Raw genomic sequence first — 24,959 nt, forward strand, 5'->3', positions numbered from 1 at the left:
GTATTTTCTCTGGCTGGGGAATCTTTGGGTCGTGTTACTTCAGGTGCGTTCGGTGGATCAATCAATCCTGTATAATCCATTTCAATGGAAATTTCGCGACTGTCAAGGCGGTTGTGTCGTAACCGTTGTTTTTGAAGCCCCCATCTTCGTAGAAACAGAAAATGGTGCCGTCAGGGAGGGCCGCGAGATCGCTGTAGCCGCTGATGCCGGGTTCGAGAACCTGTTTACTGATCCAGGTTTGGCAGTCATCGAAGCTGACTTGCAGCGTCAGGTTTTTACGGTCCCGGTTAGGCTTGCGGCGTTTGGTTTTGTTTTCGAGGTTGTCCGGGTTCGCAAAGACAATGGCGTTTTTCGGTTGCGCTTTGCTGGCGGGGACTCGGAGAATGCTGGCCATGCAGACCGGTTCTTTGAGTTGATCGTCAAAATGTTTGTCGGTCCAGTTGGTCGCGCCGTTCTCGCTGACAGCGACCAAACGCCGGTGGGGCTTGGACTCCGTGCGGATGTTGACGAGGACTTTGTTGTTGAAGAGCTGGACGGCAACCGTTTCGCTCGGGTTCACAATCGTTTCACCGGCGACTTGGTCTCCCTGCTTGACGATGATCTCGCCGCGTTGCCAGGTTTTGCCGTGATCGTCGCTGAAGATGGTGGAGACGCAGGAGGGGCGATGTTTCTTACCGCCGGTGGAAAGCCAGACGGGGACGAGCAGTCTACCGTTCTGCAATTGAATGCCGTGTCCGGGACCGGTGGCGATCACATTCCAGTCGTATTCCTTTTTGAACTGGTTGAAGACGCTGGTGATTTCAACGCGGGGGCTGAAGGTTTTGCCGTCGTCGTTGCTGCTGATGTAGAAGCAGCGGCTGTAGTTTTCGCAATACAACAGATGTACCTGACCGGTTTGATCGTCAGAGAAGGCGACGACGTTATTGACGGTCTCCTCTTTGGCATCATGAATCATTTGCACGGGGAGCCAGGTCTTGCCGCCATCGGTGCTGCGGCGCAGCAGAATATCGATGTTCGCCCAGTCGCCGGATGTGATACGGGCTTCACAGTAGGCGAGCAGTGTGCCCTGTTTCGAAGCGATGATGCCGGGGATGCGGTAATGATGGTATTTGCCATCCCGGGCGTTAAAGAGCGTGGTTTTCTGGAGGTCGGCGGCCTGACTGACGTCGATACTCACCAGAAACGGCACAAAAAACAGAGCAAACAGGTTCACCGGGCGCAGGGGAATTCGTCGCATGTTTCGAGCTTTCCTGATCAAGGTTTAATAATATTATTGTTGCGATATTATTATCTATGGTGTAATATTATAAAAGTCAGCAGCAGATTGAAAGCAAAAAACGCATTTTTTCCACAGAACGATGTTTGTCTATGAAACCAGCGATTATCGATCTGGCCGACCGGATTCAGTCGGACATTCAGAAACGCAAATTAAAACCGGGCGATCCCTATTTCACAACGAGTGAGACCGCGCGATCATTCCAGGTGAGCGGCACGACGGCGAATCGGGCGTTGCAGTTACTCACACAGCGAAGGGTACTGGTGCGGAAGCAACGCGCGGGCACGTTTATCGCCGAGCCGGAATCGAGCGGGTCAACGTCGACGTTACAGCGCGTGCATCTGGTGGTGCATCAAAAGTTTCTGGAACGGGAAGGTCTGCTGGCCGATGGGATTCTGATTGGCCTGCAGAAGGAACTGCCTGACACTGAGCTGCAGTTTAATTTTCTACCCCACCGGGAAGAAGAAGAGTATGTCAATGAAGTGGTACATCGCGCACTCAAATCGAGCGAGACAGAGGGCTTTGTTTTGCAGCGTGCTTCCGTAGGCGTGCAACGGATACTGGAAGAGAGCGGCTTGCCCACGGTGGTCAATGGCGTATTGCAGCCATCGATTACTGGGCTGGCGCAGATTGACAGGGATCAGAGTCAGATTGGCCGTCTGTTATTTCAGGAATTGCACCGACAGAAATGTCAGCGAGTGCTGGTTGTCTTGCGCGATCAGGTGACGTCCGGCGATCATGTCATGTTAGATGCTGTGCAACGCGAGATGAGCCAGTCGGGCTTCGGGCTAGATCAGTTGATGGTGCGATGTCTGCCCGCCGACGATCGGGCGATTCAGATTTCAGCGCTGGATGTGCTGAAGCAGTCAACCGGGAAACTGGGGATACTCTGTCGATCCGAACCGGCAGCGCGGGCGATTGCCGCGAAGCTTGAGGAAATCACGTTACCGAAATCAAAACGCCCTGCTCTAGTGGTGGCGGATCGATTCGCGCGTGATGCGACCCCTTGCCCGTTTCCTCATATTCGCGCGGCATTATCGCCGGTGGAATATGGACAGAAAATCGGCTCCATGCTGATCCGCCAGGTGAAAGGAGAATCAGCAGAGAGCCTGTATGAACGCGTGGAAGTCGAACTGGTCATCCTTTGACCGGCTCGTGCCGAAATGGTTTATCGGGCGCATCCGGTGACGTCGATAATTTGCTCTTCCCCTTGAATGGAAATCGTTTGAATCTGATTGCCGTCCAGGTTGAGGCTGTTCAAGTTGACCATGCGGATGGTGCTGTCGTCATAAGTGCGGAAGTAGTAACGTCGATTCTTGAGATCAGAGACGCTGGTCCACTCGGTGTAGTCGGCGGTCGTTTTGCCGTTTTCATCTCCGCGGGCGGCTCCCTTGGGAATATCGAACTGATTGAGAACATGGAAGACCTGCAGAACGCCTTCCCGGGCTGTATCAACGGGAAACACGCTTGCTGAAAAAGCAACCGCACGGACGAATCGCGATGGAGGCGTGAAGTCGCCGGGGAGACCCAGCATGCCGCTTCCCTGCCCGAGTCCTTTGATGGTTTGTCCCTGGACTTTAATTTCGGAAATGTTGTTAGTGAGCAGGTTCACGTAGTTACCGAGATTGGTCATGTGCCAGTCGAAAGTAGGCGAGTTGGTAAACACGCCAAGCGGGTTCTGATGAATGTTCAATTTTCCATCAACATATTCCAGCACGACCGATTTTCCGCTGGCATCGGAGGCGATGTAATGAAACGGCGGTACGCCTCCCATTTGCTGCATGACGACGTTGCCGACTTTGATTTGCTGAATCCGTTTTGTCACTTCATCGACAGTGGCGCAGGTGCCGAGCAGATACAGGGGGACTTCCATCGGGCTGATCGTTTTGCTGACTTCCTGATCGCTGACCGCCTGATATTTGGCGTAATCCGGAAAGTAAAAGATGCCGACGTGCAGGCCACGTTCATTCATGCCATCGGCAATAATCGGCAGATTAAAGGCGTTCATGCCAACCATGGCATATTGAGAATTCCATTGCAGCCCCTGTTTCTGACCGGGGGCTGTTCCGCTGTTTGGTCTGTTCCGTGGGATGACGATGATATTGGACTGCAGGTTCTCAGCGAATTCCAGTGTGCGGCCGAAAACGACAGATCCGTCTTTCGGTTTGATGGTGATTCCTGTACAGGCGGATGTGCTGGATGGAGTGAATACGGAAACTGAGAACAGGGTCAGAATCATGCAGGATGTAATAAATCGTTTCAAGGAATCTCTCCGGTCAGGTGTCGCTAAATGAGGCCACATCGGCGGGACCGTTTTTGAATGGTCAGTTGGGAGGCGAATCATCCACAATGGAAGAAGTCACAAACGGTCTGTGGTGTTATCTTCTTCGGACTAACGGACGGAGATTCATCATGGAGTGCGATCAACAGACCGGGATTCTCAGGAAAAGCGAAACAGAATACCGGCGAGTCGGATTAGTTGGGATGTTGGTTTTAAAACAGCAAAGCCAGATATTAAGGTTTTCCGTCGCGGAGCATTTCGCGAGCCGCGTTGCGACCGCAGGCACCCATTACCCCGCCGCCCGGATGCGCGGCACTCCCACAGAGGTAGAGTCCTTTTACGGGGGTACGATAATCGCTCCAGCCGGGAACCGGTCGCATGTTGTACAACTGGTGCGCGGGCATGGCCCCCTGGAAAATGTTGCCACCGGTCAGACTGAAAGTCCGTTCCAGATCCAGGGGCGAAAGGACCTGTCGGTGCAAGACCGACGCGGGAACATTCGGTGCCAGCTCGGCGATCCGATTGATACAGCGGTCAGCGAATTCTTCTTTGATCTCATCCCAGTTCCCTTTAGCCAACTGGTACGGTGCATATTGCACGAAGAGGGAGAGGATATGCTGGCCAGGAGGGGCCAGTGTTTGATCGACGGCACTGGGAATAGTCATTTCGATGATCGGCTTCTGGGAGGGATGACCATACTTGGCATCATCGTACGCGCGTTCGATTTCTTCGCAAGTCGCGCCGATGTGAATGGTGCCCCGATGTTGCGGGCCGGGTTCTTTGTTTCCTGGCAGGCAGGTGAAGTCGGGAAGCTCGCTGACGGCAACGTTGATCTTCATGCTGGCGCTGCTAAAATCGATGCGACTGACGGCCTGCGCAAACGGATCCGGCAATGTTCCCGCGGGGATCAGTTTTTCGAATGTCACATGTGCGTCGGCATTGGAAGCGACCGCGCGAGAGGCGATCGCCTCTCCACTGGCGAGCCGGACGCCGGTGGTTTTCTGTTCCTGGATCAGGATTTCTTCAACGGAAACGCCGGTACGGATCTCGACGCCGGCCGCTTCGACGGACTTCGCCATCGCCTGGCTGAGCGCCCCCATGCCTCCTTCGACGTATCCCCAGACGCCACGTGCTCCTCCCGCCGAGCCCATGACATGATGCAGCAGGACATACGCGGTTCCGGGAGCAGATGGCGGCTGAAATGTGCCGATGATCGCATCGGTCGCCAAGGTCGCTTTGAGGATGTCCGATTCAAACCAGCGATTCAGAATCGGCAGAGCCGGACCGGTGAGGAGTTCGATGGCTTCAGGAATGGTTTCGCCCAGTCGCTTCAAGCTTTGATGCAGGTGGTAGGCGGTTTTGGTATCACGGATTTTTTTACCCAGTCCAATGGAACGCCAGGTAGCAGGCAGGGGCAAAATGTCAGGGGGCGTCTGCATCAGCGCCGGTTCCAGGCATTCGGCGATTTTTTCCAGCATGGCTTCGTAGCGGGGATATTGTTCTGCGTCGTGCTGGCTGAACTGGGCGATCTGTTCCTGATTCTGTTTGAGATCAGGGCCGAGGAGTAATGATTTACCATTGGGGAGCGGAGTGAAAGAACTTGGATTACGTGGCAACACGCGATAGCCATAGCGGGCCAGCTGCATTTCCTGTTCTACTTCCGGGAGAAGCAGACTCACCAGGTACGAGGCAGTTGAGACTTTGAAGCCGGGCCAGAGTTCTTCCGTTACGCAGGCGCCACCGACCAGATCGCGGCGTTCCAGAACCAGGACCTTCCATCCCTGCTGCGCCAGTTGATGGGCACAAACGAGGCCGTTGTGCCCTGCTCCGATAATCACACAGTCGTACATCAAACTCAATTCCAATTGGTTAAGTGAAGCGGTTTCCTGAGCAGGTTGTATTATGGATAAAATCGAGTGGTGTGCCAGTGTGAGTGCAGAGTCCTCTTTGAGCTAAGTCGTAGAAAATCTGATTTAGTTGATTGAGGTTGTGTGTACAGCCCGTTTGAGGCCCGTTATGATTTTTACTGGTATTCAATCATCAATCAAATTCAGGAAATTCGTTCAGAAAAGTTAAGGTTAGGAATGGTTCGTTTTCGGTTAGCATTCATTTTACTTTTAGGATTGTTGTTTATTGTGGGCTGTGGTCGATCTGCGTCTCCTCCCAAGGCTGCGTCGCCTATGAATCCTGAAGAAGCCGCACTGGACATCGTGACGGCCATCTATACGATTAGTGCACGCGTCAACGAAACGGGCCCCCAGAACTGGGATACACTGGAATCCTATGCCAAAACCTTACAAAACCCCGCGCAGCAGGATGCTCTGGATGCGATTCAGAAAATCAGATCCCTGGACTATAAGGTGACCTGGGGGATTGATATGCAGGCAGTTAAGGACCAAGGTGCGAATGCGAGTGAGTTTGTTATTCTCGAATCGCCGGATGGCCAGCTGAAATCCACTTTTGGTGGCGTGATTATCAAGGCGGACCCAGCCGTTAGTTCGGAAGAAGTCAAACCGGAAGAAGCTGTGTTTGAGCCGAATCGCAAAAAAACGAAAGAGACAAAAACTACTACTGAATAACGCAGACATCAAAGGGAATTCCTGTTCCCGCTGATGAAATATTACTTGATCATAAACAGAATCATTATTCCAAACAACGGGTGAACTCATGCGACTGATGACACTGATCTGCTTACTGTTCCTGTCAATTCTGACTCCGGTTTCCGCTGCCGATTTGAAACTGGAAAAGATCGAAGGTGCGAAACCCAGGAATGTGGTTTTCATTCTCTCGGATGACCATCGCTATGACGTGATGGGATTTGCGGGTCATCCCTGGGTGGAAACGCCGGCGATGGATGGTCTGGCTAAGGACGGCGTATATTTCAAAAATGCGATGGTCACGACGTCGCTCTGTTCACCGAGCCGGGCTTCAATTCTGACCGGCCAGTATATGCACAATCATGGTGTGGTTGATAATAACGTGTCTGCCAAACCGGGTACGATCTTCTTCCCACAGTACCTGCAGGCGGCCGGTTACCAGACCGGTTTCTTTGGAAAATGGCATATGGGCGGTCACTCGGATGATCCGCGGCCCGGCTTTGACAAGTGGGTCTCATTTCGCGGACAGGGGCACTACTATCCGCCGAAACATTTGAAGAAATGGTCGCTCAATGTTGACGGGAAATCGGTGCCTCAAAAAGGCTATATCACCGATGAACTGACAGACTATGCCATTAATTGGTTGAACAAGAGTGTGAAACCGGCCGACAAGCCGTTCTTCATGTATCTGTCGCACAAAGGGGTGCACGGCATGTTCCATCCCGCCGAGCGACACGCAGGGCGTTATAAAGACAAAGCGATGCCGATTCCGAAGACGATGGCGAATACCTCGGACAATTACTGGAACAAGCCGATGTGGCTGAAAAACCAGCGTAACAGCTGGCACGGCGTTGATTTTGCCTATCATCAGGATACGAATATTGAAGAACATTACCGATTGTATTGTGAAGCCTTGCTGAGTGTGGACGAATCGATTGCCCGCGTGCGGAAATGGCTGGATGAGAATGGCTATGGCGAGAATACTATGATTCTGTATATGGGCGATAACGGATTCCAGTGGGGCGAGCACGGTCTGATTGACAAGCGGACTGCTTATGAAGCATCGATCCGGGTGCCTCTAGTGGGAGTCTGCCCCGGTCTCTGGAAACCAGGAACTGTGGTGAATGAAGTCGTCGCGAATATTGATATTGCACCCACGATTCTGGCGGCGGCGGGATTGAAGACGCCGTCTCAAATGGACGGCCAAAGTTTCTTGCAACTGGCGGCAGGTAATCTTCCCGCTTCCCAATGGCGGCAGAACAGCCTTTATGAATACTACTGGGAATATAACTTCCCGCAGACGCCGACGACGTTTGCATTGCGTACGCCGCGATATAAGTTTATCCAATATCACGGCATCTGGGATCTCGACGAATTGTATGACATGCAAGAGGACCCACACGAAGAACACAACCTGATTTTCGAGAAAGATCAACAGGCACGTATTAAAAAAATGCGGGCCGATCTGCACGCGATCCTGGAAAAGTCCAATGCCAACCAGGTTCCCTTTAGCCATAAACGCCGAATGGGCGCGAATCTGCGACTGAAAAACGGAGCGAGCCCGGCTGACTTTCCGCCTCAATTGATGCGGGAAAAGAATGCGAAAGAGTAATCTTAGCAGTTTAAATAAAAAAAATTTGCCAGTTGAATTTTTATCATTTAAAATGGGAGGCAGCTCTACGGGCCAGTTGAATCGGTTAAAGCTCAATGGTCATTAACCCAGAGGGGGTTCACAAATGAAGGAGTATCATGATCACGAACAACGGTTGATTTATAAGAAATGCCCGGGATGTCGGGCGGATCTGGAGTTAGATGCTGACGAATGTCTGTTTTGTGATCACAGCTTTCAGCAGGAAGAGGTTGCCGAGTTCGGGGCAACTCCGCAGGATGAAGTGGAAAGTAAAACGAGTTCGCTGGTGACGATGGTGGCGTTGAATGTAGTCATCGGATTGGCGGGGGCCGCGTTCACATCTTGGGAACGCAAACCAGAAACACCAACGTATCGCCATCCGCCTCGAGTGAGTATCAGTGTGAAAGACCGGGAACTTTTTACCAGGTTTTTCAAAGAGCATGGTAAATCAATTCCGGCTGAGATCAGAACTCAGCTTGAGCCGATTAAGAAGAATACTCGTGTGAACGTGATCTCCGTGACCTTCTCCAATAATTCACGAGGGAAGATTTCCTACACGAATACACGATTCAAAAAACGTAAGGCAGATGATCTGCTGGAACGATTTCGTATTCCCACAGCAGAAAAGTGATATATGAATCACAATTCGTTATGAAACCTGCTCAACAACTCGTTCCACGATGGAGACTTCTTTAGAATCGCGATCTTGTTCCTGAAGAAAAGAGTCCATTACTGCCTGTGCAAGATCGGATGCGTCAGGCATCTGGTTTAATTTGATAAGAATTCTTCTCGCCAACTGATAACGGAAAAGCAGGCATCGAATACTTCTGGGGCCTATGGTATCACGATCTTGACTATTGGTGATCGAATTCATGGCACTTAAGAGTGCTTTCATTTCTTCCGTTTCGATAGGCCGATCTGTTTCCAGGATTTTTTTGCTCAATGTTGATGAATCGGTTGTGTTGGCAGATGGCATCGTTTTCGATTTATTGGGGGATGATGATTTCCGAGTGTGGTTATGGCCCAACTCCCCTTCGCAGAGCTGAGTAATATATTTTTCAGTGACTTCAACTATTTCTTCATTAGATAAAGGGGGAAGCCTCAGATGAACCAGGAAAAATTTTTCCAGGTTCTCGCGGACAATTCGCCTGGTGTTATATGTGTGATGCTGTCCCAGCTCTAAATTATGTGTCAGGTATTTATATTTTTTGATTAATGCTTGTAGAAAAGCACTTTCATCAATCAGCATGAGTACCTGCAGCCGGCTATGGATTTCCGGATCATCAAGAATAAGCATCGTCGATTCAATGATTTCCAACATCTGCGATGGTTCACAGCGATCGAGATCGTCCACTACAAGCAGAATTCGGTCTGTCGTATTTCGCGACCAGGCGGAGGCCACAAACAGGAATGAAAGCAGCAGGAACACCCAGAATAGATAGCCTGCTAAAGTGACATAGGGATTGACCCCCAGAGAATGGATGGCTGAATATATTTTCCATAAAATCAGACCGCAAATAGTGGTACCGAAGATGAGTGTCAAAAAATTGTTTTTGACTTTATGCCACAACGAAATCTTATCAGGAATCCACGCCTTCAGAAGGGCACTTAAATCATCCCCGATGGCTGCCTGTAAACCGAGCTTTTCAGAATGTCCAGAGAAGGTATAGAGCGATTTCAGTCGAATGAATGTGTTCTGAAATCGTACAAGTAGTAAAACGGCGTAACATACGGCTCCCACCCCCAGGAATTGGACTAACCAGGAAGAGATATTGAGCCAATCACTCACTGAAAATAATGAAATAAATAAACCAAAGAGTGCTCCTAATAGAGGCAATGGTCCATGTTTTTTAAAAGCGGCTCTTAATACCAGGCCGGAACTTGTTTTTTTTCCCTGCTCAAGAAATTGTTGGAACATATATGCCCAGATCTCAGGGGTTGTGCGATATTTCCAGGCACTAAATAATACGGTTTCATATTTCACGGTCGCGTTTTGTAAAGAACTGATCAAGCGATGGGTCAGATACGTTTTGCCTCTTCCCCAATGTCCGAATAATGCAAACGTCATCCTTTCGGTGTCATCCGCTCCCTCAAGCACATCTGCAATCACTTGGGCATAATCATCGGCATTTAGAGATAGTTCGTTGTCAGTGGCATCGCGCCTTAAAATCGTTCGCCCCCCAAGCGTGACCGCATCTGGATCAATCTCAATTTCTAAGTCAGTGCGGGGTTCTGTACTTTCAGGCTCAAAGGTTGAAGTTGGTTGTTCTAGATCTATTTCATCTTCATCTTCACCTAAATCCAGTTCAAATTCCGAATCATCAGAGTCGTAAACATTAATGGTTTCAGAATCGTCATCATCTATAGAAATCAGATTGATATCTGAATCATCTGTTACTTCATTCAGAGGGATTTCCAGTTCGAATTCGGAATCATCGTTCACGTCGAGTCGGATATTGTCATCATCAGAATTCGCCATCAGATAACTCCATGCAGAAAATGTTCAAATGTGTCTTTATGGATATTATGTACGCATGGTTTTGGTTACGCAATTTCAAATTGATATAAATATCACGTGAAATTGGTAGAAAGGAGCTTTGTTGTGACGTGATCAAGCGGGTAATCAGATTAGACATATACTATCGACAAGTGAATTCGAAATTCAAAGGGGAAGTTTGTCTGGAGTCTGTCGTGGAGTAGACTACGGGATGGAAAACTATAAGTTACATGAGTGACACTTTGCCATTTATTGGTTCAGCGTTTTGAGTGCATCCAGTTTCAACTGGAGTTTTTCGGCAGTCGGGAGTGCGTTGTCGTAGTGATAGAGGGCCTTTTCCCAGTCGCCATAGACGGGGTTCGGCAGGATGATCCAGCGCTCGCCCCAGTATTGCTGATAGCGTTTTCCCTGTGTCACGCGTTCCTGGGGTGTCAGTTTTCCCTGGTAGACGAAGTCGTTATAGTCATCACCGAGCAGTAGGATGATCCGGTGGTTGCGAGCTACTTCAGCACGTCGGGATGTTTTATTCCAGTTCCAGTCTGGTTTTTCTTTCTGGAAGAGGACCTGTGATTTGGTGATGGGCATGTCGAGCACCTGGGACAGGTTTTCGACGGTTGGCGTTTCCAGTTTAAAGTGGCGATTCGTGATGAAGTAGACGGCGATGCCTTGTGAAACCAGCTTTTGCAGGAAAGGTTTTACGCCTGGGACCGCGGTCGATTTTTTAGAGCGGACCCACTCTTCCCACAAATTCTGGTTCCAGCTGGAATCCTGTTTCACAAGCCGTCCCATGAAAGGGGCATTATTCAGCACGGTTTCATCCAGGTCCAAAATGACGGCGGGAGGGAGCTGAGCATAGCCTGCCTGTTGCTCGGTCGCCGCGGTCCAACAGGGATCATAGAGTGCCTGCGTGGCCTGCAGCGTTGCCAGCCGATACGCCTGAACGCAGGCGAAATCGTGCTCGACGGAGGTTTGCATCCAGAGTGTGGCGTCGAGCCCCTGGTCGGTTTTAGGGGCGGCAATGGTGGGGGACGCTGATTCTTGCGCGTTTGTGGAGACCGTTGTCAAACAGAGAACGAGTAAGCAGAAAACAAATTTTGGCATATTGGTCCCCCGTTGAACTGAAGTTCGAAATCTAATTCATGTTTCTTAGTATCGGTTAATGGTGGCGTTTTAACAATGAAGAAATCGCGCGGCTCTCACGCAGTTTGGCGATTCGTTTTCCGTTTTCGTAAATGATATAGGTTGGCAGGCCGATGACATTTTCTTTTCGGGCCAGATCGAGGTTCCGATCATAGTCGAGAATTTCTACGATCAGTCCTTTGGCTTTTAAGAGAGGTAAGACTTTCCGCCGGTCTTCTTCACATCTCTGACAGTTGGGGCTGGTAAACATTTTGATTTCATAGCGGCTGGCCATCTGCTGCTTTGGTTGGGAATGTTCCTTCCAGGCTGGGGTGTAAGCAGCTTCCTGATTTTTGAAACCATAGTGTTTTTCGAAGGCCCGATCCCAGTCTGTCCGGTACGCTGTATCGAGGAATTTGATAAACTCCTGTTTCCCTTTGCGGTTGATTAAGAATTCGGCCAGGTAAAATCCCTGTGCATACAGGACTGCGATTCCCCCCATGTTGTCGGGATAGTGATGCATCACCAGCAATCGTCGGATCGGGATCTGCTGTTCTGTGCCGACGACCTGCTCTGCTAATTGTCTGTGAATCTGCTTTTCGGATTCGTCCTCTTCATAGGTGGCGGCGCCTTCATCGGCCCAGCGCGGCAGTGGTCGCCTGAAATGAGAGGCGAACACGGTGTGCAGAACTTCGTGCGGAATCACGCTGTCCATCAAACTCTGGGGAGTGCCTTGAATTTGCATGTCCCAGCCAAAGACTTCGCCCTGGTCGAACGAAAAGGTGGTTGCCCCTGCCCCTGCGTCGTTGATTAGATTCACTCGGATCGGGCACGGCGAATACCAGTTCGGGATCGATTTCCCCAGCCATTCTTTGGCGTGTTTCTCCCGATAGTACTCGGCAGCTTCTCCGACTTGAACAGCGAAAGACGCATCGTGACAGAAGACGACAAAGTTCGGAGTGCGATATTCAAAAGTGCTGGCATCTCCCTCGAATAACAGCAAAGGGAGCAACAGCAGCAGGTATCTCATGTTTCCAGTCCGTTGGAGATTGAAGTTTCAACAAGGGGCGGAGCCGTTTTTGTATGCAACAACACCGATTTGAGGAGAACCATACGTGGAAACCGCTTTGATGTACAGACCACTCTGAGAACCGCTGGTTTTAGAGGATCTTTTCTGATTTCCGTTTCACAGGTTGCATATGAACAGGCGGATCGTGTTTAATGCCGATAAATAAATCGGGCCGCTTTGCAGAAACAGGTTTCAAGATTACAACGGGAAGAAGTCACGATGGCAAATCGACTCATTTATTCACTCTCAGAACTGGATTCTTCGTTCGTTGCAGAAGCGGGTGGCAAAGGGGCGTCGCTGGGAGAATTGATGCGAGCCCAGGCACCGGTCCCTCCCGGCTTTGTTGTGACGAGTTCTGCCTTCCAGACCTATTTGGCGTCGGGAGATCTGAAACAGGATGTTATCAAAACGGTCCAGGCATTGAATGCGGGGCAGATTGATTTATCGCAGGCACATCAGCAGATCCGCTCCTGCTTTGAAGGCGTGGCAATTCCTGGCGAAATCAGAGAAGCCGTTAACGAGGCTGCAAACGTATTAAACGTTACGAGGGTTTCAGTGCGATCGAGTGCTACCTGTGAAGACAGTGCTACGAGTGCCTGGGCGGGACAACTGGAAACATTTCTGGATGTGAGGCCCGATGCGATCATGGACAAAATCCGGGATTGCTGGCTCTCCCTGTTCAGCGAGTCGGCACTCTCTTACGGAGCGACGCACGGCTTTGCCGCGGGCGAGATCTCTGTCGCAGTTGTGGTACAGCAGATGGTGGCGAGTGACATTTCCGGCATTGGGTTTTCCGTGCATCCTGTGACTCAGGAACCTGAGATTCAGTTGATTGAGGCCTGTCTCGGGTTGGGTGAAGCGATTGTTTCGGGGCGAATTGTTCCCGATCAATTTGTGGTGGAGCGTGGCACCAACCAGATTCTCGAATCGATGATTGGCGAACAGAAAGAAGCGCTTTGGATGGGAGAAGGCGATACGAAACCGGCGTGGCAAAAACTTGACGGGCGTGGCTCCCAGCCAAAAATCAGTACGCAGCAAGTGACCGAATTTGCCGGTCTGTTGACGCGGCTGCACGATCATTATGGCCATCCGATTGATACCGAATGGGCCATCGAGAACGGGCAGTTTCAGGTGTTGCAGGCGCGCCCAATTACGACACTGGCGGAGGAATATAACCAGACGCTGATCGATGAAAGTCAGGAATGGCAGTTTACAGTACGTCGTCCGTTTTTCTTATTGGCTGCCTCCATTCTGCCTTACTGGCTGGATGCGAAGCACGCCGATAACACGCTCGGGGGACATCTGAATGAAGCGTTGCTGGTCCAGGACGAAACAGAGATGATGAATCTGTTTTATTCTAAGGAGTCGGCAGATGCCTTTCTCGATCGGATCGGTGATCTGTTTCAAAATCATCGGGATGAACTTATTCGAATTTTACGATATGGTCTGGGGATTTATGCGCAGGCACCGCCTGTCCTTGAACGGGGGCTGGACGGGTTTCAAAACCTGGAAGAACTCGAAGACTTCTTCGCCGATGTCGCTCAGCACACAACGGTCTTTCCCGCCTGGGTTCTGATTTATATTGAAGCGCACGAGGTTGATGATCCTGAAGTCAGGGCGCTGGCGGAACAGATTCGCTCGCATTCTCTATATCCGGTGATCGAACGAAATATCCTGGAGCCTTTGGCGGCACAGACAGCAGAACAGCTTGGTTTTTCTCAACCGGATCGCACTGGTGATCTGGTTTTGTGGAGCGAGTTGAAAGCGGGAACCGTCACTCGGGAACTGCTGGAGTCTCGACTGCAGGCTGTTGAAGCCGGTGACCGGTACATCTTTCAAATGATCGGGGGAGAAGAAAAATTTCATCTGGTCTCGCAAACCGGTTACTTATTAACCCGCCTGGCAAAGCAGCGTCAGCTTGCGCGAACAAACAACTCCAACGAGCTCACCGGCCAGGCTGCCTGGCCTGGCATCTTTCGAGGACGGGCGCGGGTCGTGCTCACTCTGGATGCGAAGGATCAGACGATTGATGCGAGTGAAGTGCTGGTTTCGATTCAGTCCAACCCGGCGTTGCTGCCGTTATTGAATCGGTGTGGCGCGATTGTCACCGATGACGGCGGTATCGGTTGCCACGCGGCGATTCTGGCCCGCGAGTTAAAGAAACCAACGCTCATAGGCACCCGCGAAGCCACCACCCGTATTCAAACAGGTGATTTGATTGAAGTCGATACCTACGCCCAGGTCGTGCGGATTCTGGAACAGGGAGAGTGAGTGCTCAATCAGGCTGAGAAGATTAGTTTGTGAATGACATTAGACGTATTGACCGAGTAAGAGGACAGAAAATGCAGCGGATCAAGCAGATTATTGAGGATTCCGATACAAAAACAGGCAAGGCGTTTGACCTCGTAATACAAGCCATGATCATCTTGTCACTTATCAGCTTTTCTATTGAAACGCTGCCTGATCTATCAGATGAAACCAGAGGAATATTACGAGCAATGGAAATTGTCTGTGTGACGGTGTTTACCGTTGAATATATCGCCAGAATCATTGTAGCGACGAACAAACCTGCGTTCGTTTTTTCTTTTTTTGGGGTCATCGATTTGCTGGCAATACTTCCTTTTTACCTTGCTACAAGCCTCGATTTACGATCGCTCAGATCCTTTCGGTTGCTTCGGCTGATACGAATTTTCAAATTGGCTCGTTATAATGCAGCGGCTCAGCGTTTTCATCGCGCGTTTATCATTGCGAAAGAAGAGTTGGCTCTGTTTTTATTTGCCACGCTCATTGTGCTCTATTTAGCAGGCGTGGGAATTTATCACTTCGAATACCCTGCCCAGCCCCAGACATTCAGCTCTGTTTTTCACAGTCTCTGGTGGGCTGTCGCGACATTAACCACGGTCGGATACGGCGATATCTATCCTATCACCGTTGGCGGGAAAATGTTTACGTTTTTCATTCTGATCGTTGGTCTGGGAATTGTTTCAATTCCGGCAGGACTGGTGGCATCAGCACTTTCAAAAGCGCGGGAGATGGAAGAATGAAGAGATTTTCAAAGTGAATCTCTTCATTCTTCAAAAAAAGCACTGATGCTGTCAGGCATCAGTGCTTTTCAGAAAAAATGGGGATGACAGGACTTGAACCTGCACGCCTTGCGGCACTAGATCCTAAATCTAGCGTGTCTGCCAATTCCACCACATCCCCGGGGAATTTTGATTCTGCAGGAATACTAACGATTTCCGGAGGCTGATACAAATCGATCAGGAGGAAAAAGTTTGACTTTCAGAGGGTTTTGGTCGATTTTTCCGATTTTATGCTGGGAATTCTGAGATCCGGAATCGTTATTCTTCTGCCGTTTCTGATTCGGAACTGTTTTGCTCTTCCTCTTCCAGTTTGGAAATCTGATCGCGGAGCGAGGCGGCCGCTTCGTAATTTTCTTCCGCGACCGCAGCGGTCAACTCGCGACGGAGTTTGATCAGGTCGTATTGCTGCTGGCTCGACGTCGGTGCTCGCTTGGGGAATTTGCCGATATGGACACATTCGCCGTGAATATTTTCCAGGAGCTGAATCAGCGGCTCACGGAAGGCGATGTAATCGTGCGGACAGCCGAGCCGCCCTTCACTGCGAAATTCCTGAAAGGTGATGCCGCAATTCGGGCACTCCAGCTCTTCGTCGAGTTCCAGATCCTGCGAGTTGAGCTCGATGAGTGTGGCTTCGTCCTGCGGTTCCCATTCGTCCTGCGGGGCTTGGCCGCTGATATATTCCTGGAAATGATCTTCACAGAAATGCAGCGCCTGTGCCTGTCCGCTCTGAATTTCGGTCAGGTGGTAGACGGCCGGTTTATTACAGACTTTACATTTTTTCATGGTCGAGACTTTATCAGATACCGGACAAATGAGGAAATTCACCAACGCAAATGAATCACGTCTGAATTTATTCTATACGAACCGGTAAAGCGGCTCAATCGCGATTCCGGTTTATTCCGGATGATCCGACGGTGATTCGCCGATCGCGATGATGCTGCAGGCTTGAATGACGTTCAGCCCGAGTTCTTTGGCACGGGCGAGTAAGTCCGGGCTTTCACTGCCGGGATTGAACCAGACTTCGTTTGCCCCGCGGTTGCGAATCTGTTCCAGCAGCTGAATCCCGACTTCGGGGGGCACATACACGCTGATCCGGTCGAGTTGTTTTGACGGGACTTGTTCCAGGCTGGGGTAGGCGGTTAATCCTTCGATACTCGATTCGGTAGGATGAACGGGGTACACATCATAACCCTGTTTTAGATGAGCGCGGACCGATTTGTTTCCGTATTTCTGTCGGTCCGCACTGGCTCCAATAATGGCAACGGTTGGCTTGCCCATGTGAAATCCTATTTCTTCAGAGAAGCGGCAAATTCATCATAGCGTTTCTGGATCTCTGCCTGTGTGGGAGTCTTCCCTTCGCTGACAATCACCCGGTATTTCATTTCCAGTGGCTTGCTTTCATCAAACTTGGTATCAAAGAAAGCACCGAAACGGCCGTAGGGACGTTCGGAATAACGCGATGGTTTGGGAACGCCGGGATCTTCCATGTATTCGACATTGTAATGTTTGCCATCAATGCCGTACGACATTTCGAACCAGCCCAGATTGATGTGACCGTTGGGATCGGTTTTGTCGGAGACCTGAAACGGTGCGAGCTGTTGGGGGAACCCTTCGGGGCGGACATACTTTGCGTTGTTAGATTCTGCGACGGGCTGGGCTGCACGATACTGGAAGCCAGCGTGCTGTCGGTCGCCGTCGAGAATGATTTCTCCCCGTTTGCTTTCGAGTCTGGTCTGCCAGTCGATCTGCCAGGCGGGAATTTTGGAGTTGGGGACTTTGATTGGTGTGACAGTGACAGTGCGAGTTTCCACGATGACGGGTTTGCCTTTCGCATCATTCCAGTGAATTTCCGATGTCATCGTGCCGGATTCGGGTCCACCTTTCATCTCGATCATTTTCGCGTGTCGCAGATGCGCCCCGTTTTTGCAGTGCCAGAAGTCGAGCTGTTTGCCATCAAATTTCGTTTTGTTCCAACCAACATACAGTCCGCGGTGATGCGTGTATTTTCCGCCGGGACCTTTGGTGATGATGGCTTTGCTGCCTGGCCCATAGACGTGGTGGAAGACTTTGTAGGTATCGTGAAAGCTTTCTGCGGAAGAATCATCGTACGGATAAACGTACTGCAGAACCGGGGTGCCATTGAAATAGAGATCGGCGACTTTTTTCACGGGCTGATCTTTCCAGGTGAAACCGGGTTTCTCCTCTGCGTTCGCTGCTGAGATGAATGTGAGCAGCGTCATCATTGCTGAGAGGGTGATAGAGAATGCAGAAAAACGTTTCATGGTGAGATCCGTAGAACTAAAAGTGAAAAAGAATCTGGTTTGTGAATCTAAATGATACGTGAAAAAATTCCCGCGTTCCAGGGAGGAACGCGGGAATGGAGTTGTCAAACCGTCTGATTAACCGGCGTTGGAATTTGGATCGTTCTTAGGAGGTTTTCCGTCGATCCAGGGACCAGCCAGAGACATGTAGGCGGGTTCTTCCAGAAGACTGCCTTTGTCGCCTGCTTTCCAGCCGGGGATGTGCTTGGGTTTCTGCCGTGCCTTGGACATGGCTTCCCATTTCTTGGACCAACTTCCATCACCATCGGTGATTTCCTGCGTATCTGTATCGAATTGGTAAACTTTACCATTGCGATAGCTGTTGGAACCCATATTCACAACGGCGATGGCAGCAGCACCGAGATCAGGCGGGTTGTTACACTTGCTCTGATCGTTGGCCTGCATTGCTTCGACCCAGTTTTTGAAGTGAGCGTAGGTTGTGTCTTTGATTTGAGCGACATCAATTCGCTGTTGTTTCAAAGAACTGTCACGCGTTACTTGAGGGCGTTCGGGGATAAAGTCGTATCCGTCGAAGCCTTCACCGTTACCGAAGACAAACGAACCATTGTGCCCGCGAATGATCTGCTTGATACGGGTTTCCTGGTTACACATGGTGGCGTTGATCAACCCTTGCACGCCTTCGTTGAAGTCGGCAGCAACTGTGGCGACATCGGGAACATCACGGCCATCATATTCCAGATAGAGCCCCCCTGCACCAACAACACGACCGGGATAACGCAGTCCGGTTGCTTTTAACATGGCGGTGGTTCTGTGAACGAACAGGTCAGTAAACATACCGGAGCCGAATGGCCAGAAACGACGCCACTGGGCATAAACAGCGCGGTCGAACGGCTGATATTCTGCCAGGCCTTCTTTGGTACCCAGCCAGAGGTTCCAGTCGATGTTTTTAGGATTCATCTCTTTTTTCAGAGCATAATACCGCCACTGTCCCATTGACGAGTTGCGGAAGTATTCGGTCTGGAATTGAAGGACTTTCCCCAGTTGTCCATCCTGCAGTCGTGCCCGGACATCGTCCCAGACAGGCAGACTGGTAGACTGGACGCCAACCTGCATGATCTTGCCGGTTTTTTTCCAGGTTTCGACGACGGCCAGCGCTTCTTCGACTTTTTTCGTCATTGGTTTTTCACAATAGACGTTCAGGCCAGCGTTCATGGCGTCAATGGTTTGTTTGGCGTGCCAGTGGTCGGGAGTACCGATGGCGACAGCATCCAGTTTTTCTTTTTCGAGCATATCACGGTAGTCGACATATTTGGCGACATCGTTGCCCAGCTCTTTTTTGATGTAGTTGGCGGTTCGGTCACGGTGTTCTGAATAAACGTCTGATACGGCGACCAGTTCGATATTCATCCCATCTTTCTTCAACTGAACCAATTTTTTGACGTGAGCACCAAAGCCGCGTCCACCCGGCCCAATAAATCCAATGCGAATGGTTTCGTTGCTATTTCCGGCTCCCAAAGCAGGTGCGGTTGCCAGACCGGCGATCGTGCTGGCAGCAGCGGCTGTCGTTCCTGATGTTTTCAGGAAATCTCTTCGATTGATGGGGCTTTGATCCATTTCGTTATCTCCAGTTATTTAATAAAGTGAGTCTGTTACTGGATGGCATCAAGGGACGGCGATACCAAAGTGTTCAATACTTTATGGTGAGCACCCTCTGGTGCAGCGGGGGAAGGAGAGGGATACACTCTCCTTACGCCTAATAGTAGCAATATTGAGGGCCAGATGGTACTTATCACTCTACATTTTCTGAATTGTTGCCGATTCAATTGATACAGCCTGTTATGAGTACCGGGCAGAGTGATTTTCTAAATAAAGGCAATAAATTGTTGGGTTAAGTGGTGTTTATACGTGAATTAGAAGGATTCAACGCCTGTCGGGGAGGTATTGTCTCAATCGGCAATTTTGATGGCGTGCATCGTGGGCACCAACTGATGATTCAGACATTGGTTCACCAGGCCCGGTGTGAAGATCTGCCCGCGATTGTGTTCACGTTTGATCCACATCCGATTCAACTCCTCCGCCCGGAGCACGCCCCGCCGGAATTAATGGGCATTGAAGAGCGTGCCGCCATCCTGAAGAGCCTGGGTGTTGATTGTGTGATTGCCTACCCGACTAATCGGGCGTTACTAAATTTGAGTGCCGAAGAGTTCTTTCAACAGGTTTTATGCGATCAGCTGCAGGCAAAGGGACTGGTGGAAGGTCCCAACTTTTATTTTGGCAAAAACCGCGCGGGTGATGTCAAGCTGTTGCAGACTCTGTGTGAAAATGCCGGGATGTCTTTTAAAGTGGTCGAACCGAGCTTATGTGACACGCAGATGATTTCTTCCTCGGAAGTCCGCAAAGCCATTCAAGCCGGAGACGTTGTGCTGGCGGAAAAAATGTTGGGGCGGCCTTATCGGATCAAAGGAACTGTGGTGCATGGTGCCGAGAGGGGAAGAAAGCTGGGATTCCCGACAGCCAACTTGAGTCAGGTGGCGACTCTCTTACCTGCCGATGGCGTGTATTGTGGATTTGGGATTGTAGGCGGACAGCGCTATCCAGCGGCGGTTCATATTGGTGCGAATCCGACGTTTCACAACTCGGAAACAAAGGTAGAAGTGCATTTGATCGGTTTCTCAAAAGAAATATACGATCAAACATTGGAGGTCGAGTTGATCGAACGCTTACGCGGTACCCAGACGTTTTCTGATGCCGAAGCACTCAAAACTCAGTTGGCGATTGACGTTGATTCAGCAAAAAAGCAGCTCAAGCAATGGAATGCCACCCCGGATTAACCTAAGATGTCTCAATGACAAAGTGGAACCAGATACTGGAATTGGCAGGAACACGCAGCGCAGGAAATATGAATGAGCAGTATTAACTGGACTCCCCTTTGTGAAATCATCGAGGCACATCAAAAGATCCTCCTTTCCTGCCATGTGCGGCCTGATGCGGATGCTCTGGGTTCTGAGTTGGCGTTAGCCGGTTTTTTGAAAGAGCTGGGTAAAGAAGTTCGCGTGATCAACCCGTCAGCGCATCCCAAAAGCCTGGACTTTCTAGTGCAGGATAACGAAGTTCGCTATGTGGGTGATGGTGTGACGACGGAGGACTTTGAATGGGCCGAAGTGCATATCATCCTTGATACGAGTGCCTGGTCGCAGTTACCCGGACTGGCAAATTTCTATCGTAAAACAGATTCGAAGAAAGTGGTGATTGATCATCACGTCAGTTCTGATTCACTGGGCGCGGAAGAATTCAAAGACATTACTTCGCCGGCAGCGGGTTGTCTCGTGTTTGATCTGGGTAAAGCCCTCAATTGTACGTTGACGCCGGAAATTGCGACTTTACTTTATGCCGCGATTGCCACTGATACTGGGTGGTTTCGTTTTCCCTCCACGACCAGTTACACGATGCAGATCATCAGTGAGTTGATTAAGGCGGGCGCAGAACCACATCAGATTTATGAGCTGTTGTACGAACAGAACAGTCTGCCACAATTAAAACTGATGGGGCGTGTACTGGATAAAGTGCAGACTGATTTCGACGGGCAGCTGGCTTATACGATCGTCAGTTGTGAAGACTTTAGTGCGACGGGAACCACGCCCGTAGATACGGAAGGACTGGTTAATTACTGTCTGACGCTGGCTGGGACTCAGGCAGCATTTATCGCCGTCGAACAGCGGAGCCGGCAGGTCAAAATCAGTTTTCGCAGTCGATCTGCATGGGATATTTCCAAAATTGCAGAATCGTTTGGTGGCGGCGGACATCGTCAGGCATCGGGGGCTATGCTCAATGGACCGCTTTCTTCAGCTGTCACGAAAGTCCTTGCCAAATTCCGTGAGATGTTTGACACGATTGAGAAATAACCGTTTGTATTTCTCAAATTTCTCAGTGATCTCCACGGCGATTTGATTGCTCTTGCTCCGTGGCTGATATAGCATAAATGATATCAAACTATCTTAATCTATTTATTCCTGCCACTGAGGGTAATCGATGCGCTTCCATTATCAACGCCGGTTCTTCGTCTCTTTGCTGTCGACCACACTACTTTGCGGTTTGCCGTTTCAATTTGCTGCTGCTGAAACACCGATTCAGAATACGCAAGACCCCAAAGATATCGCGACTTCGCCGCAACAGACGATTAAGAATATGACGGTGCCGGAAGGCTTCACGGTAACGCTGTTTGCCAGTGAGCCCAATGTGCATCAGCCGATCGGATTTGAAATTGATGATCGGGGTCGTGTCTGGGTTGCCGAATGTTTTACCTATGAACGTGGTACTTACGATGACAAATTTGAAGACCGGATTATCATTCTGGAAGATACCAACGGCGATGGCGCTATGGATCGGCGGAAAGTTTTCTGGCAGGGGTCGGGACCTTTAACCAGCGTGACTGTTGGTTCCAATGGTGTCTGGGCATTGTGCCGTGGCGAATTACGCTACTTTGAGGATAAAAATCACGATGATGTTCCCGATGGGAAACCACAGGTCCTACTTGAAGGCTGGAACTATAAGACGGTCCGACACAATATTGTCAGCGGCCTGACCTGGGGACCCGATGGCTGGCTGTATGGTCGACATGGAATTACTGACACTTCTCTGGTGGGAACACCCGAGACCGATCCTTCGCAGCGCACATTGATTCATTGTGGTGTCTGGCGTTATCATCCCGTTCGTAAAACGATCGAAGAAGTCAGTTCCGGAACCACGAATCCCTGGGGCTTTGATTACGATGAATACGGTCAGATGTTTTTCACGAACAATGTGAATGGGCATTTATGGCACATGATTCCCGGTTCGCATTATATTCGAATGAATGGTCATGGCAGCGATCCGAATCCTTATGTTTATGAATTGATGACCAAGTGTGCCGACCACGACCACTGGGATAGTTCATCAGGCAAATGGACTGATTCACGGGATACAACTGGAATTCACGGGAAACTGGGTGGCGGACACAGTCACTGTGGCGGCATGATTTATCTCGGCGATAACTGGCCGCAGAAATATCGCAATACCATTTTTCTGTGTAACACGCACGGACATCGTGTGAATAACGATGCTCTGGAACGTGAAGGTTCGGGATATGTGGGCACGCACAGACCTGATTTTCTGCTGACCGGGTCAGACTGGTTTCGAGGAACCGAACTGAAATATGGACCCGATGGCAGTGTTTATCTTTCTGACTGGGCCGACCTCGGTGAGTGCCACGATCATGATGGCGTGCATCGAACCAGCGGGCGCATTTACAAAATTTCGTATGGCGATGTGACACAGCCGAAAAAGCTGGATCTGAATCAGCTTTCTGACAGCGAACTTGTCAAGCTGCAACTACATCCTAATGACTGGTATGTCCGCCACGCCCGTCGCATTCTGATGGAGCGGGCAGGAACCACAGCGAACTGGAGTCAGCCTAAAGCGGAGTTGTTTCATATCTTCAATACTTCAAAAGAGGTACCCCGTCGACTGCGTGCCATGTGGGCTCTGTATTGTACGAATCAATTAAACGATGCGTGGCTGGTAAAACAATTGAATGATCCGAGTGAGCACGTTCGGATCTGGGCGATCCGGTATCTGGTAGATGATGGGAAGGTTCCCTCGGAAGCGGTAGCTCAGTTTGCTAAGTTAGCCCGCGATGAGCAATCAGGCCTGGTTCGGCTTTATCTGGCATCAGCGATGCAGTCGCTTGCTCCAGAGGATTGCTGGGAGATCGCTGCGGCACTTGATCAAAATCATCAGGATACGGAAGATCGCAATTTTACATTGATGCTCTGGTATGGAATTGAACCCTCGGTGATGGCAGAGAGTGATGCTGCGTTGCAGTTTTTGAGTCACTCCACACGACCACTGGTGCGACAGCTGGTGGCCAGGCGATTGACTGAAGACATTGATCAACATCCAGAGTATGTGAAACAACTGGTTCAACAGGTGATTGATGCAAAGGACTCAACGGTTCAAGAAGATCTGTTAACGGGAATCCAGGCCGCACTACAAGGGCGACTGAAAGCACAGGCACCGAAAAACTGGCAGGCATTAAAACAACAGACCGAGAAAGCAGATTCAAAAGAACTGAAGACCCTGGTGACAGAACTGTCCGTCGTATTTGGTGATGGGCAGACGATGGATGCACTCAAGCAGATCGTAGTCGATTCGGATCAGTCGATGAAAAGCCGTTATCAGGCACTGGAATCATTATTGAACAGTTCCCAGGACAAAGGATTACTGCCTGTGATACAGAAATCGGTGTATACCACCGAACTGCAGCCTCTGGCGTTTCGGGGATTGTCGCGGTTTTATGATCCCAAGACGATTCAACGCATGCTGGGCCGGTATCGCAGTATCAAGCAGGAGGGACGCCAGGTTTTGATGGACACGCTTTGCAGTCGCAAGGAATATGTACTGCTACTGCTGACAGCCATCGATAAGAAGCAGGTGCCCCAAGGTGAAGTCTCTGCATTTCATGTGCGGCAGTTGCGTAATTTTCAGGACAAGGAAGTGGTCGATAAACTGAATCAGGTTTGGGGCCTTGCGCGGGAAACTCCCGAAAAGAAACGGGCACAGATTGAAGGTTATAAAGAATTATTGACGGCAGAACGCCTGCAAAAAGCAGACCGAGTGCAAGGTCGGGCGCTCTACGAAAAAACGTGTGCGAAATGCCATCGCCTGTTTGGGAACGGCGGTACGATTGGACCGGATCTGACCGGCGCCAATCGGACCAATATGGATTATCTGCTGGAAAATATGGTAGACCCCTCTGCCCTGATTCCGAAAGGATATGAGATGGTGGTGGTTGCGCTGGAAGATGGTCGCATTTTGAATGGGACGATTGTCAGACAAACCGATCAACAGCTGACGCTGCAGACACAGAATGAGCAACTTGTTCTGGATCGGCGTCAGATTGAAGAAATGAATCAGTCCAAATTATCTCTGATGCCGGAAGGGCAACTTGATCAACTAACAAAGCAGCAGTTGGCGGATTTGATTGCTTACATTGCTGGAAATACGCAGGTGAAACCGCCCGTGGCAGCAGCCACGAGCCCATAAATCAAGACGTGAAACACTGAATTAGCAGGCACTCTGAAATAATAG

At 50.2% G+C, this 24,959-nt stretch carries 19 protein-coding genes and 1 tRNA gene; 9 read left to right on the top strand and 11 right to left on the bottom strand.

The window, feature by feature from the left end:
- Positions 1–61: 61 nt before the first annotated feature.
- Positions 62–1,237: a sialidase family protein gene (locus Enr17x_RS11945; protein ID WP_145308971.1), complete on the bottom strand. Its 1,176-nt coding sequence runs from the start codon at positions 1,235–1,237 to the stop codon at positions 62–64.
- A 131-nt stretch (positions 1,238–1,368) separates the two neighbouring features.
- Here Enr17x_RS11945 and Enr17x_RS11950 point away from each other — a divergent pair, with 131 nt between their 5' ends.
- Positions 1,369–2,424 (top strand): GntR family transcriptional regulator, encoded by a 1,056-nt coding sequence (locus Enr17x_RS11950; protein ID WP_145308973.1) that lies wholly within the window; start codon positions 1,369–1,371, stop codon positions 2,422–2,424.
- 20 nt (positions 2,425–2,444) lie between these two features.
- Here Enr17x_RS11950 and Enr17x_RS11955 read toward each other — a convergent pair whose 3' ends face one another.
- Positions 2,445–3,539, bottom strand: coding sequence for a linear amide C-N hydrolase (locus tag Enr17x_RS11955; RefSeq protein WP_145308974.1), 1,095 nt, complete (start codon positions 3,537–3,539; stop codon positions 2,445–2,447).
- Between the two features lie 251 nt (positions 3,540–3,790).
- A complete protein-coding gene (locus tag Enr17x_RS11960; protein WP_145308976.1) occupies positions 3,791–5,407 on the bottom strand; it encodes a phytoene desaturase family protein in 1,617 nt (538 codons plus the stop codon).
- 234 nt (positions 5,408–5,641) lie between these two features.
- Here Enr17x_RS11960 and Enr17x_RS11965 point away from each other — a divergent pair, with 234 nt between their 5' ends.
- From Enr17x_RS11965 to Enr17x_RS11975, 3 genes are all read left to right on the top strand, one after another.
- Positions 5,642–6,136, top strand: coding sequence for a hypothetical protein (locus Enr17x_RS11965; RefSeq protein WP_145308978.1), 495 nt, complete (start codon positions 5,642–5,644; stop codon positions 6,134–6,136).
- Between the two features lie 88 nt (positions 6,137–6,224).
- Positions 6,225–7,766 (top strand): sulfatase family protein, encoded by a 1,542-nt coding sequence (locus Enr17x_RS11970; protein ID WP_145308980.1) that lies wholly within the window; start codon positions 6,225–6,227, stop codon positions 7,764–7,766.
- Positions 7,767–7,890: 124 nt separating this feature from the next.
- Positions 7,891–8,415, top strand: a complete 525-nt coding sequence (locus Enr17x_RS11975) for a hypothetical protein (RefSeq protein WP_145308982.1) — start codon at positions 7,891–7,893, stop codon at positions 8,413–8,415.
- Between the two features lie 18 nt (positions 8,416–8,433).
- Here Enr17x_RS11975 and Enr17x_RS11980 read toward each other — a convergent pair whose 3' ends face one another.
- From Enr17x_RS11980 to Enr17x_RS11990, 3 genes are all read right to left on the bottom strand, one after another.
- On the bottom strand, positions 8,434–10,263 hold the full coding sequence (locus Enr17x_RS11980; RefSeq protein WP_145308984.1) for a P-loop NTPase fold protein: 1,830 nt from the start codon (positions 10,261–10,263) through the stop codon (positions 8,434–8,436).
- Between the two features lie 267 nt (positions 10,264–10,530).
- Positions 10,531–11,382, bottom strand: coding sequence for a 5'-nucleotidase, lipoprotein e(P4) family (locus Enr17x_RS11985; RefSeq protein ID WP_145308986.1), 852 nt, complete (start codon positions 11,380–11,382; stop codon positions 10,531–10,533).
- Between the two features lie 55 nt (positions 11,383–11,437).
- Complete coding sequence (locus Enr17x_RS11990; protein WP_145308988.1) at positions 11,438–12,430, bottom strand: hypothetical protein; 993 nt, start codon at positions 12,428–12,430, stop codon at positions 11,438–11,440.
- Positions 12,431–12,688: 258 nt separating this feature from the next.
- On the opposite strand from Enr17x_RS11990, the gene Enr17x_RS11995 reads away from it, so the two are divergent.
- Both Enr17x_RS11995 and Enr17x_RS12000 read left to right on the top strand, forming a co-directional pair.
- Positions 12,689–14,740, top strand: a complete 2,052-nt coding sequence (locus Enr17x_RS11995) for a PEP/pyruvate-binding domain-containing protein (protein ID WP_145308990.1) — start codon at positions 12,689–12,691, stop codon at positions 14,738–14,740.
- Positions 14,741–14,811: 71 nt separating this feature from the next.
- Positions 14,812–15,513 (top strand): ion transporter, encoded by a 702-nt coding sequence (locus tag Enr17x_RS12000; RefSeq protein WP_145313996.1) that lies wholly within the window; start codon positions 14,812–14,814, stop codon positions 15,511–15,513.
- A 78-nt stretch (positions 15,514–15,591) separates the two neighbouring features.
- Here Enr17x_RS12000 and Enr17x_RS12005 read toward each other — a convergent pair.
- The 5 genes from Enr17x_RS12005 to Enr17x_RS12025 all read right to left on the bottom strand — a co-directional run bounded on the left by Enr17x_RS12005 (position 15,592) and on the right by Enr17x_RS12025 (position 19,448).
- Positions 15,592–15,673: transfer RNA gene (locus Enr17x_RS12005), tRNA-Leu, on the bottom strand.
- Positions 15,674–15,810: 137 nt separating this feature from the next.
- Positions 15,811–16,335, bottom strand: a complete 525-nt coding sequence (locus Enr17x_RS12010; protein ID WP_145308992.1) for a UvrB/UvrC motif-containing protein — start codon at positions 16,333–16,335, stop codon at positions 15,811–15,813.
- 111 nt (positions 16,336–16,446) lie between these two features.
- Positions 16,447–16,830, bottom strand: a complete 384-nt coding sequence (locus Enr17x_RS12015; protein ID WP_145308994.1) for a CoA-binding protein — start codon at positions 16,828–16,830, stop codon at positions 16,447–16,449.
- Between the two features lie 8 nt (positions 16,831–16,838).
- Positions 16,839–17,834: a DUF6807 family protein gene (locus Enr17x_RS12020; protein ID WP_145308996.1), complete on the bottom strand. Its 996-nt coding sequence runs from the start codon at positions 17,832–17,834 to the stop codon at positions 16,839–16,841.
- Between the two features lie 117 nt (positions 17,835–17,951).
- Positions 17,952–19,448 (bottom strand): Gfo/Idh/MocA family protein, encoded by a 1,497-nt coding sequence (locus Enr17x_RS12025; RefSeq protein WP_145308998.1) that lies wholly within the window; start codon positions 19,446–19,448, stop codon positions 17,952–17,954.
- Positions 19,449–19,729: 281 nt separating this feature from the next.
- Here Enr17x_RS12025 and Enr17x_RS12030 point away from each other — a divergent pair, with 281 nt between their 5' ends.
- The 3 genes from Enr17x_RS12030 (at position 19,730) to Enr17x_RS12040 (ending at position 24,914) form a co-directional block, all read left to right on the top strand.
- A complete protein-coding gene (locus Enr17x_RS12030) occupies positions 19,730–20,665 on the top strand; it encodes a bifunctional riboflavin kinase/FAD synthetase (RefSeq protein WP_232101032.1) in 936 nt (311 codons plus the stop codon).
- A 72-nt stretch (positions 20,666–20,737) separates the two neighbouring features.
- Positions 20,738–21,736, top strand: coding sequence for a DHH family phosphoesterase (locus Enr17x_RS12035; protein ID WP_145309000.1), 999 nt, complete (start codon positions 20,738–20,740; stop codon positions 21,734–21,736).
- 127 nt (positions 21,737–21,863) lie between these two features.
- Positions 21,864–24,914 carry a PVC-type heme-binding CxxCH protein gene (locus Enr17x_RS12040; protein WP_145309002.1) on the top strand — a complete coding sequence of 1,017 codons (3,051 nt, stop codon included), beginning with the start codon at positions 21,864–21,866 and terminating at the stop codon, positions 24,912–24,914.
- Positions 24,915–24,959 lie beyond the last annotated feature (45 nt).

It is taken from the genome of Gimesia fumaroli, assembly GCF_007754425.1.
GTDB classification, from domain to species: domain Bacteria; phylum Planctomycetota; class Planctomycetia; order Planctomycetales; family Planctomycetaceae; genus Gimesia; species Gimesia fumaroli.

Bases quoted from the DNA above. Each gene is read 5' to 3' on its own strand.
- Enr17x_RS12010 (WP_145308992.1), bottom strand. From the start codon at position 16,335: ATGAAAAAATGTAAAGTCTGTAATAAACCGGCCGTCTACCACCTGACC.
- Enr17x_RS11970 (WP_145308980.1), top strand. From the start codon at position 6,225: ATGCGACTGATGACACTGATCTGCTTACTGTTCCTGTCAATTCTGACT.
- Enr17x_RS12000 (WP_145313996.1), top strand. From the start codon at position 14,812: ATGCAGCGGATCAAGCAGATTATTGAGGATTCCGATACAAAAACAGGC.
- Enr17x_RS12020 (WP_145308996.1), bottom strand. From the start codon at position 17,834: ATGAAACGTTTTTCTGCATTCTCTATCACCCTCTCAGCAATGATGACG.
- Enr17x_RS11985 (WP_145308986.1), bottom strand. From the start codon at position 11,382: ATGCCAAAATTTGTTTTCTGCTTACTCGTTCTCTGTTTGACAACGGTC.
- Enr17x_RS12035 (WP_145309000.1), top strand. From the start codon at position 20,738: ATGAGCAGTATTAACTGGACTCCCCTTTGTGAAATCATCGAGGCACAT.
- Enr17x_RS11980 (WP_145308984.1), bottom strand. From the start codon at position 10,263: ATGGCGAATTCTGATGATGACAATATCCGACTCGACGTGAACGATGAT.
- Enr17x_RS12015 (WP_145308994.1), bottom strand. From the start codon at position 16,830: ATGGGCAAGCCAACCGTTGCCATTATTGGAGCCAGTGCGGACCGACAG.
- Enr17x_RS11990 (WP_145308988.1), bottom strand. From the start codon at position 12,430: ATGAGATACCTGCTGCTGTTGCTCCCTTTGCTGTTATTCGAGGGAGAT.
- Enr17x_RS12025 (WP_145308998.1), bottom strand. From the start codon at position 19,448: ATGGATCAAAGCCCCATCAATCGAAGAGATTTCCTGAAAACATCAGGA.
- Enr17x_RS11975 (WP_145308982.1), top strand. From the start codon at position 7,891: ATGAAGGAGTATCATGATCACGAACAACGGTTGATTTATAAGAAATGC.
- Enr17x_RS11945 (WP_145308971.1), bottom strand. From the start codon at position 1,237: ATGCGACGAATTCCCCTGCGCCCGGTGAACCTGTTTGCTCTGTTTTTT.
- Enr17x_RS11960 (WP_145308976.1), bottom strand. From the start codon at position 5,407: ATGTACGACTGTGTGATTATCGGAGCAGGGCACAACGGCCTCGTTTGT.
- Enr17x_RS11965 (WP_145308978.1), top strand. From the start codon at position 5,642: ATGGTTCGTTTTCGGTTAGCATTCATTTTACTTTTAGGATTGTTGTTT.
- Enr17x_RS11995 (WP_145308990.1), top strand. From the start codon at position 12,689: ATGGCAAATCGACTCATTTATTCACTCTCAGAACTGGATTCTTCGTTC.
- Enr17x_RS11950 (WP_145308973.1), top strand. From the start codon at position 1,369: ATGAAACCAGCGATTATCGATCTGGCCGACCGGATTCAGTCGGACATT.
- Enr17x_RS12040 (WP_145309002.1), top strand. From the start codon at position 21,864: ATGCGCTTCCATTATCAACGCCGGTTCTTCGTCTCTTTGCTGTCGACC.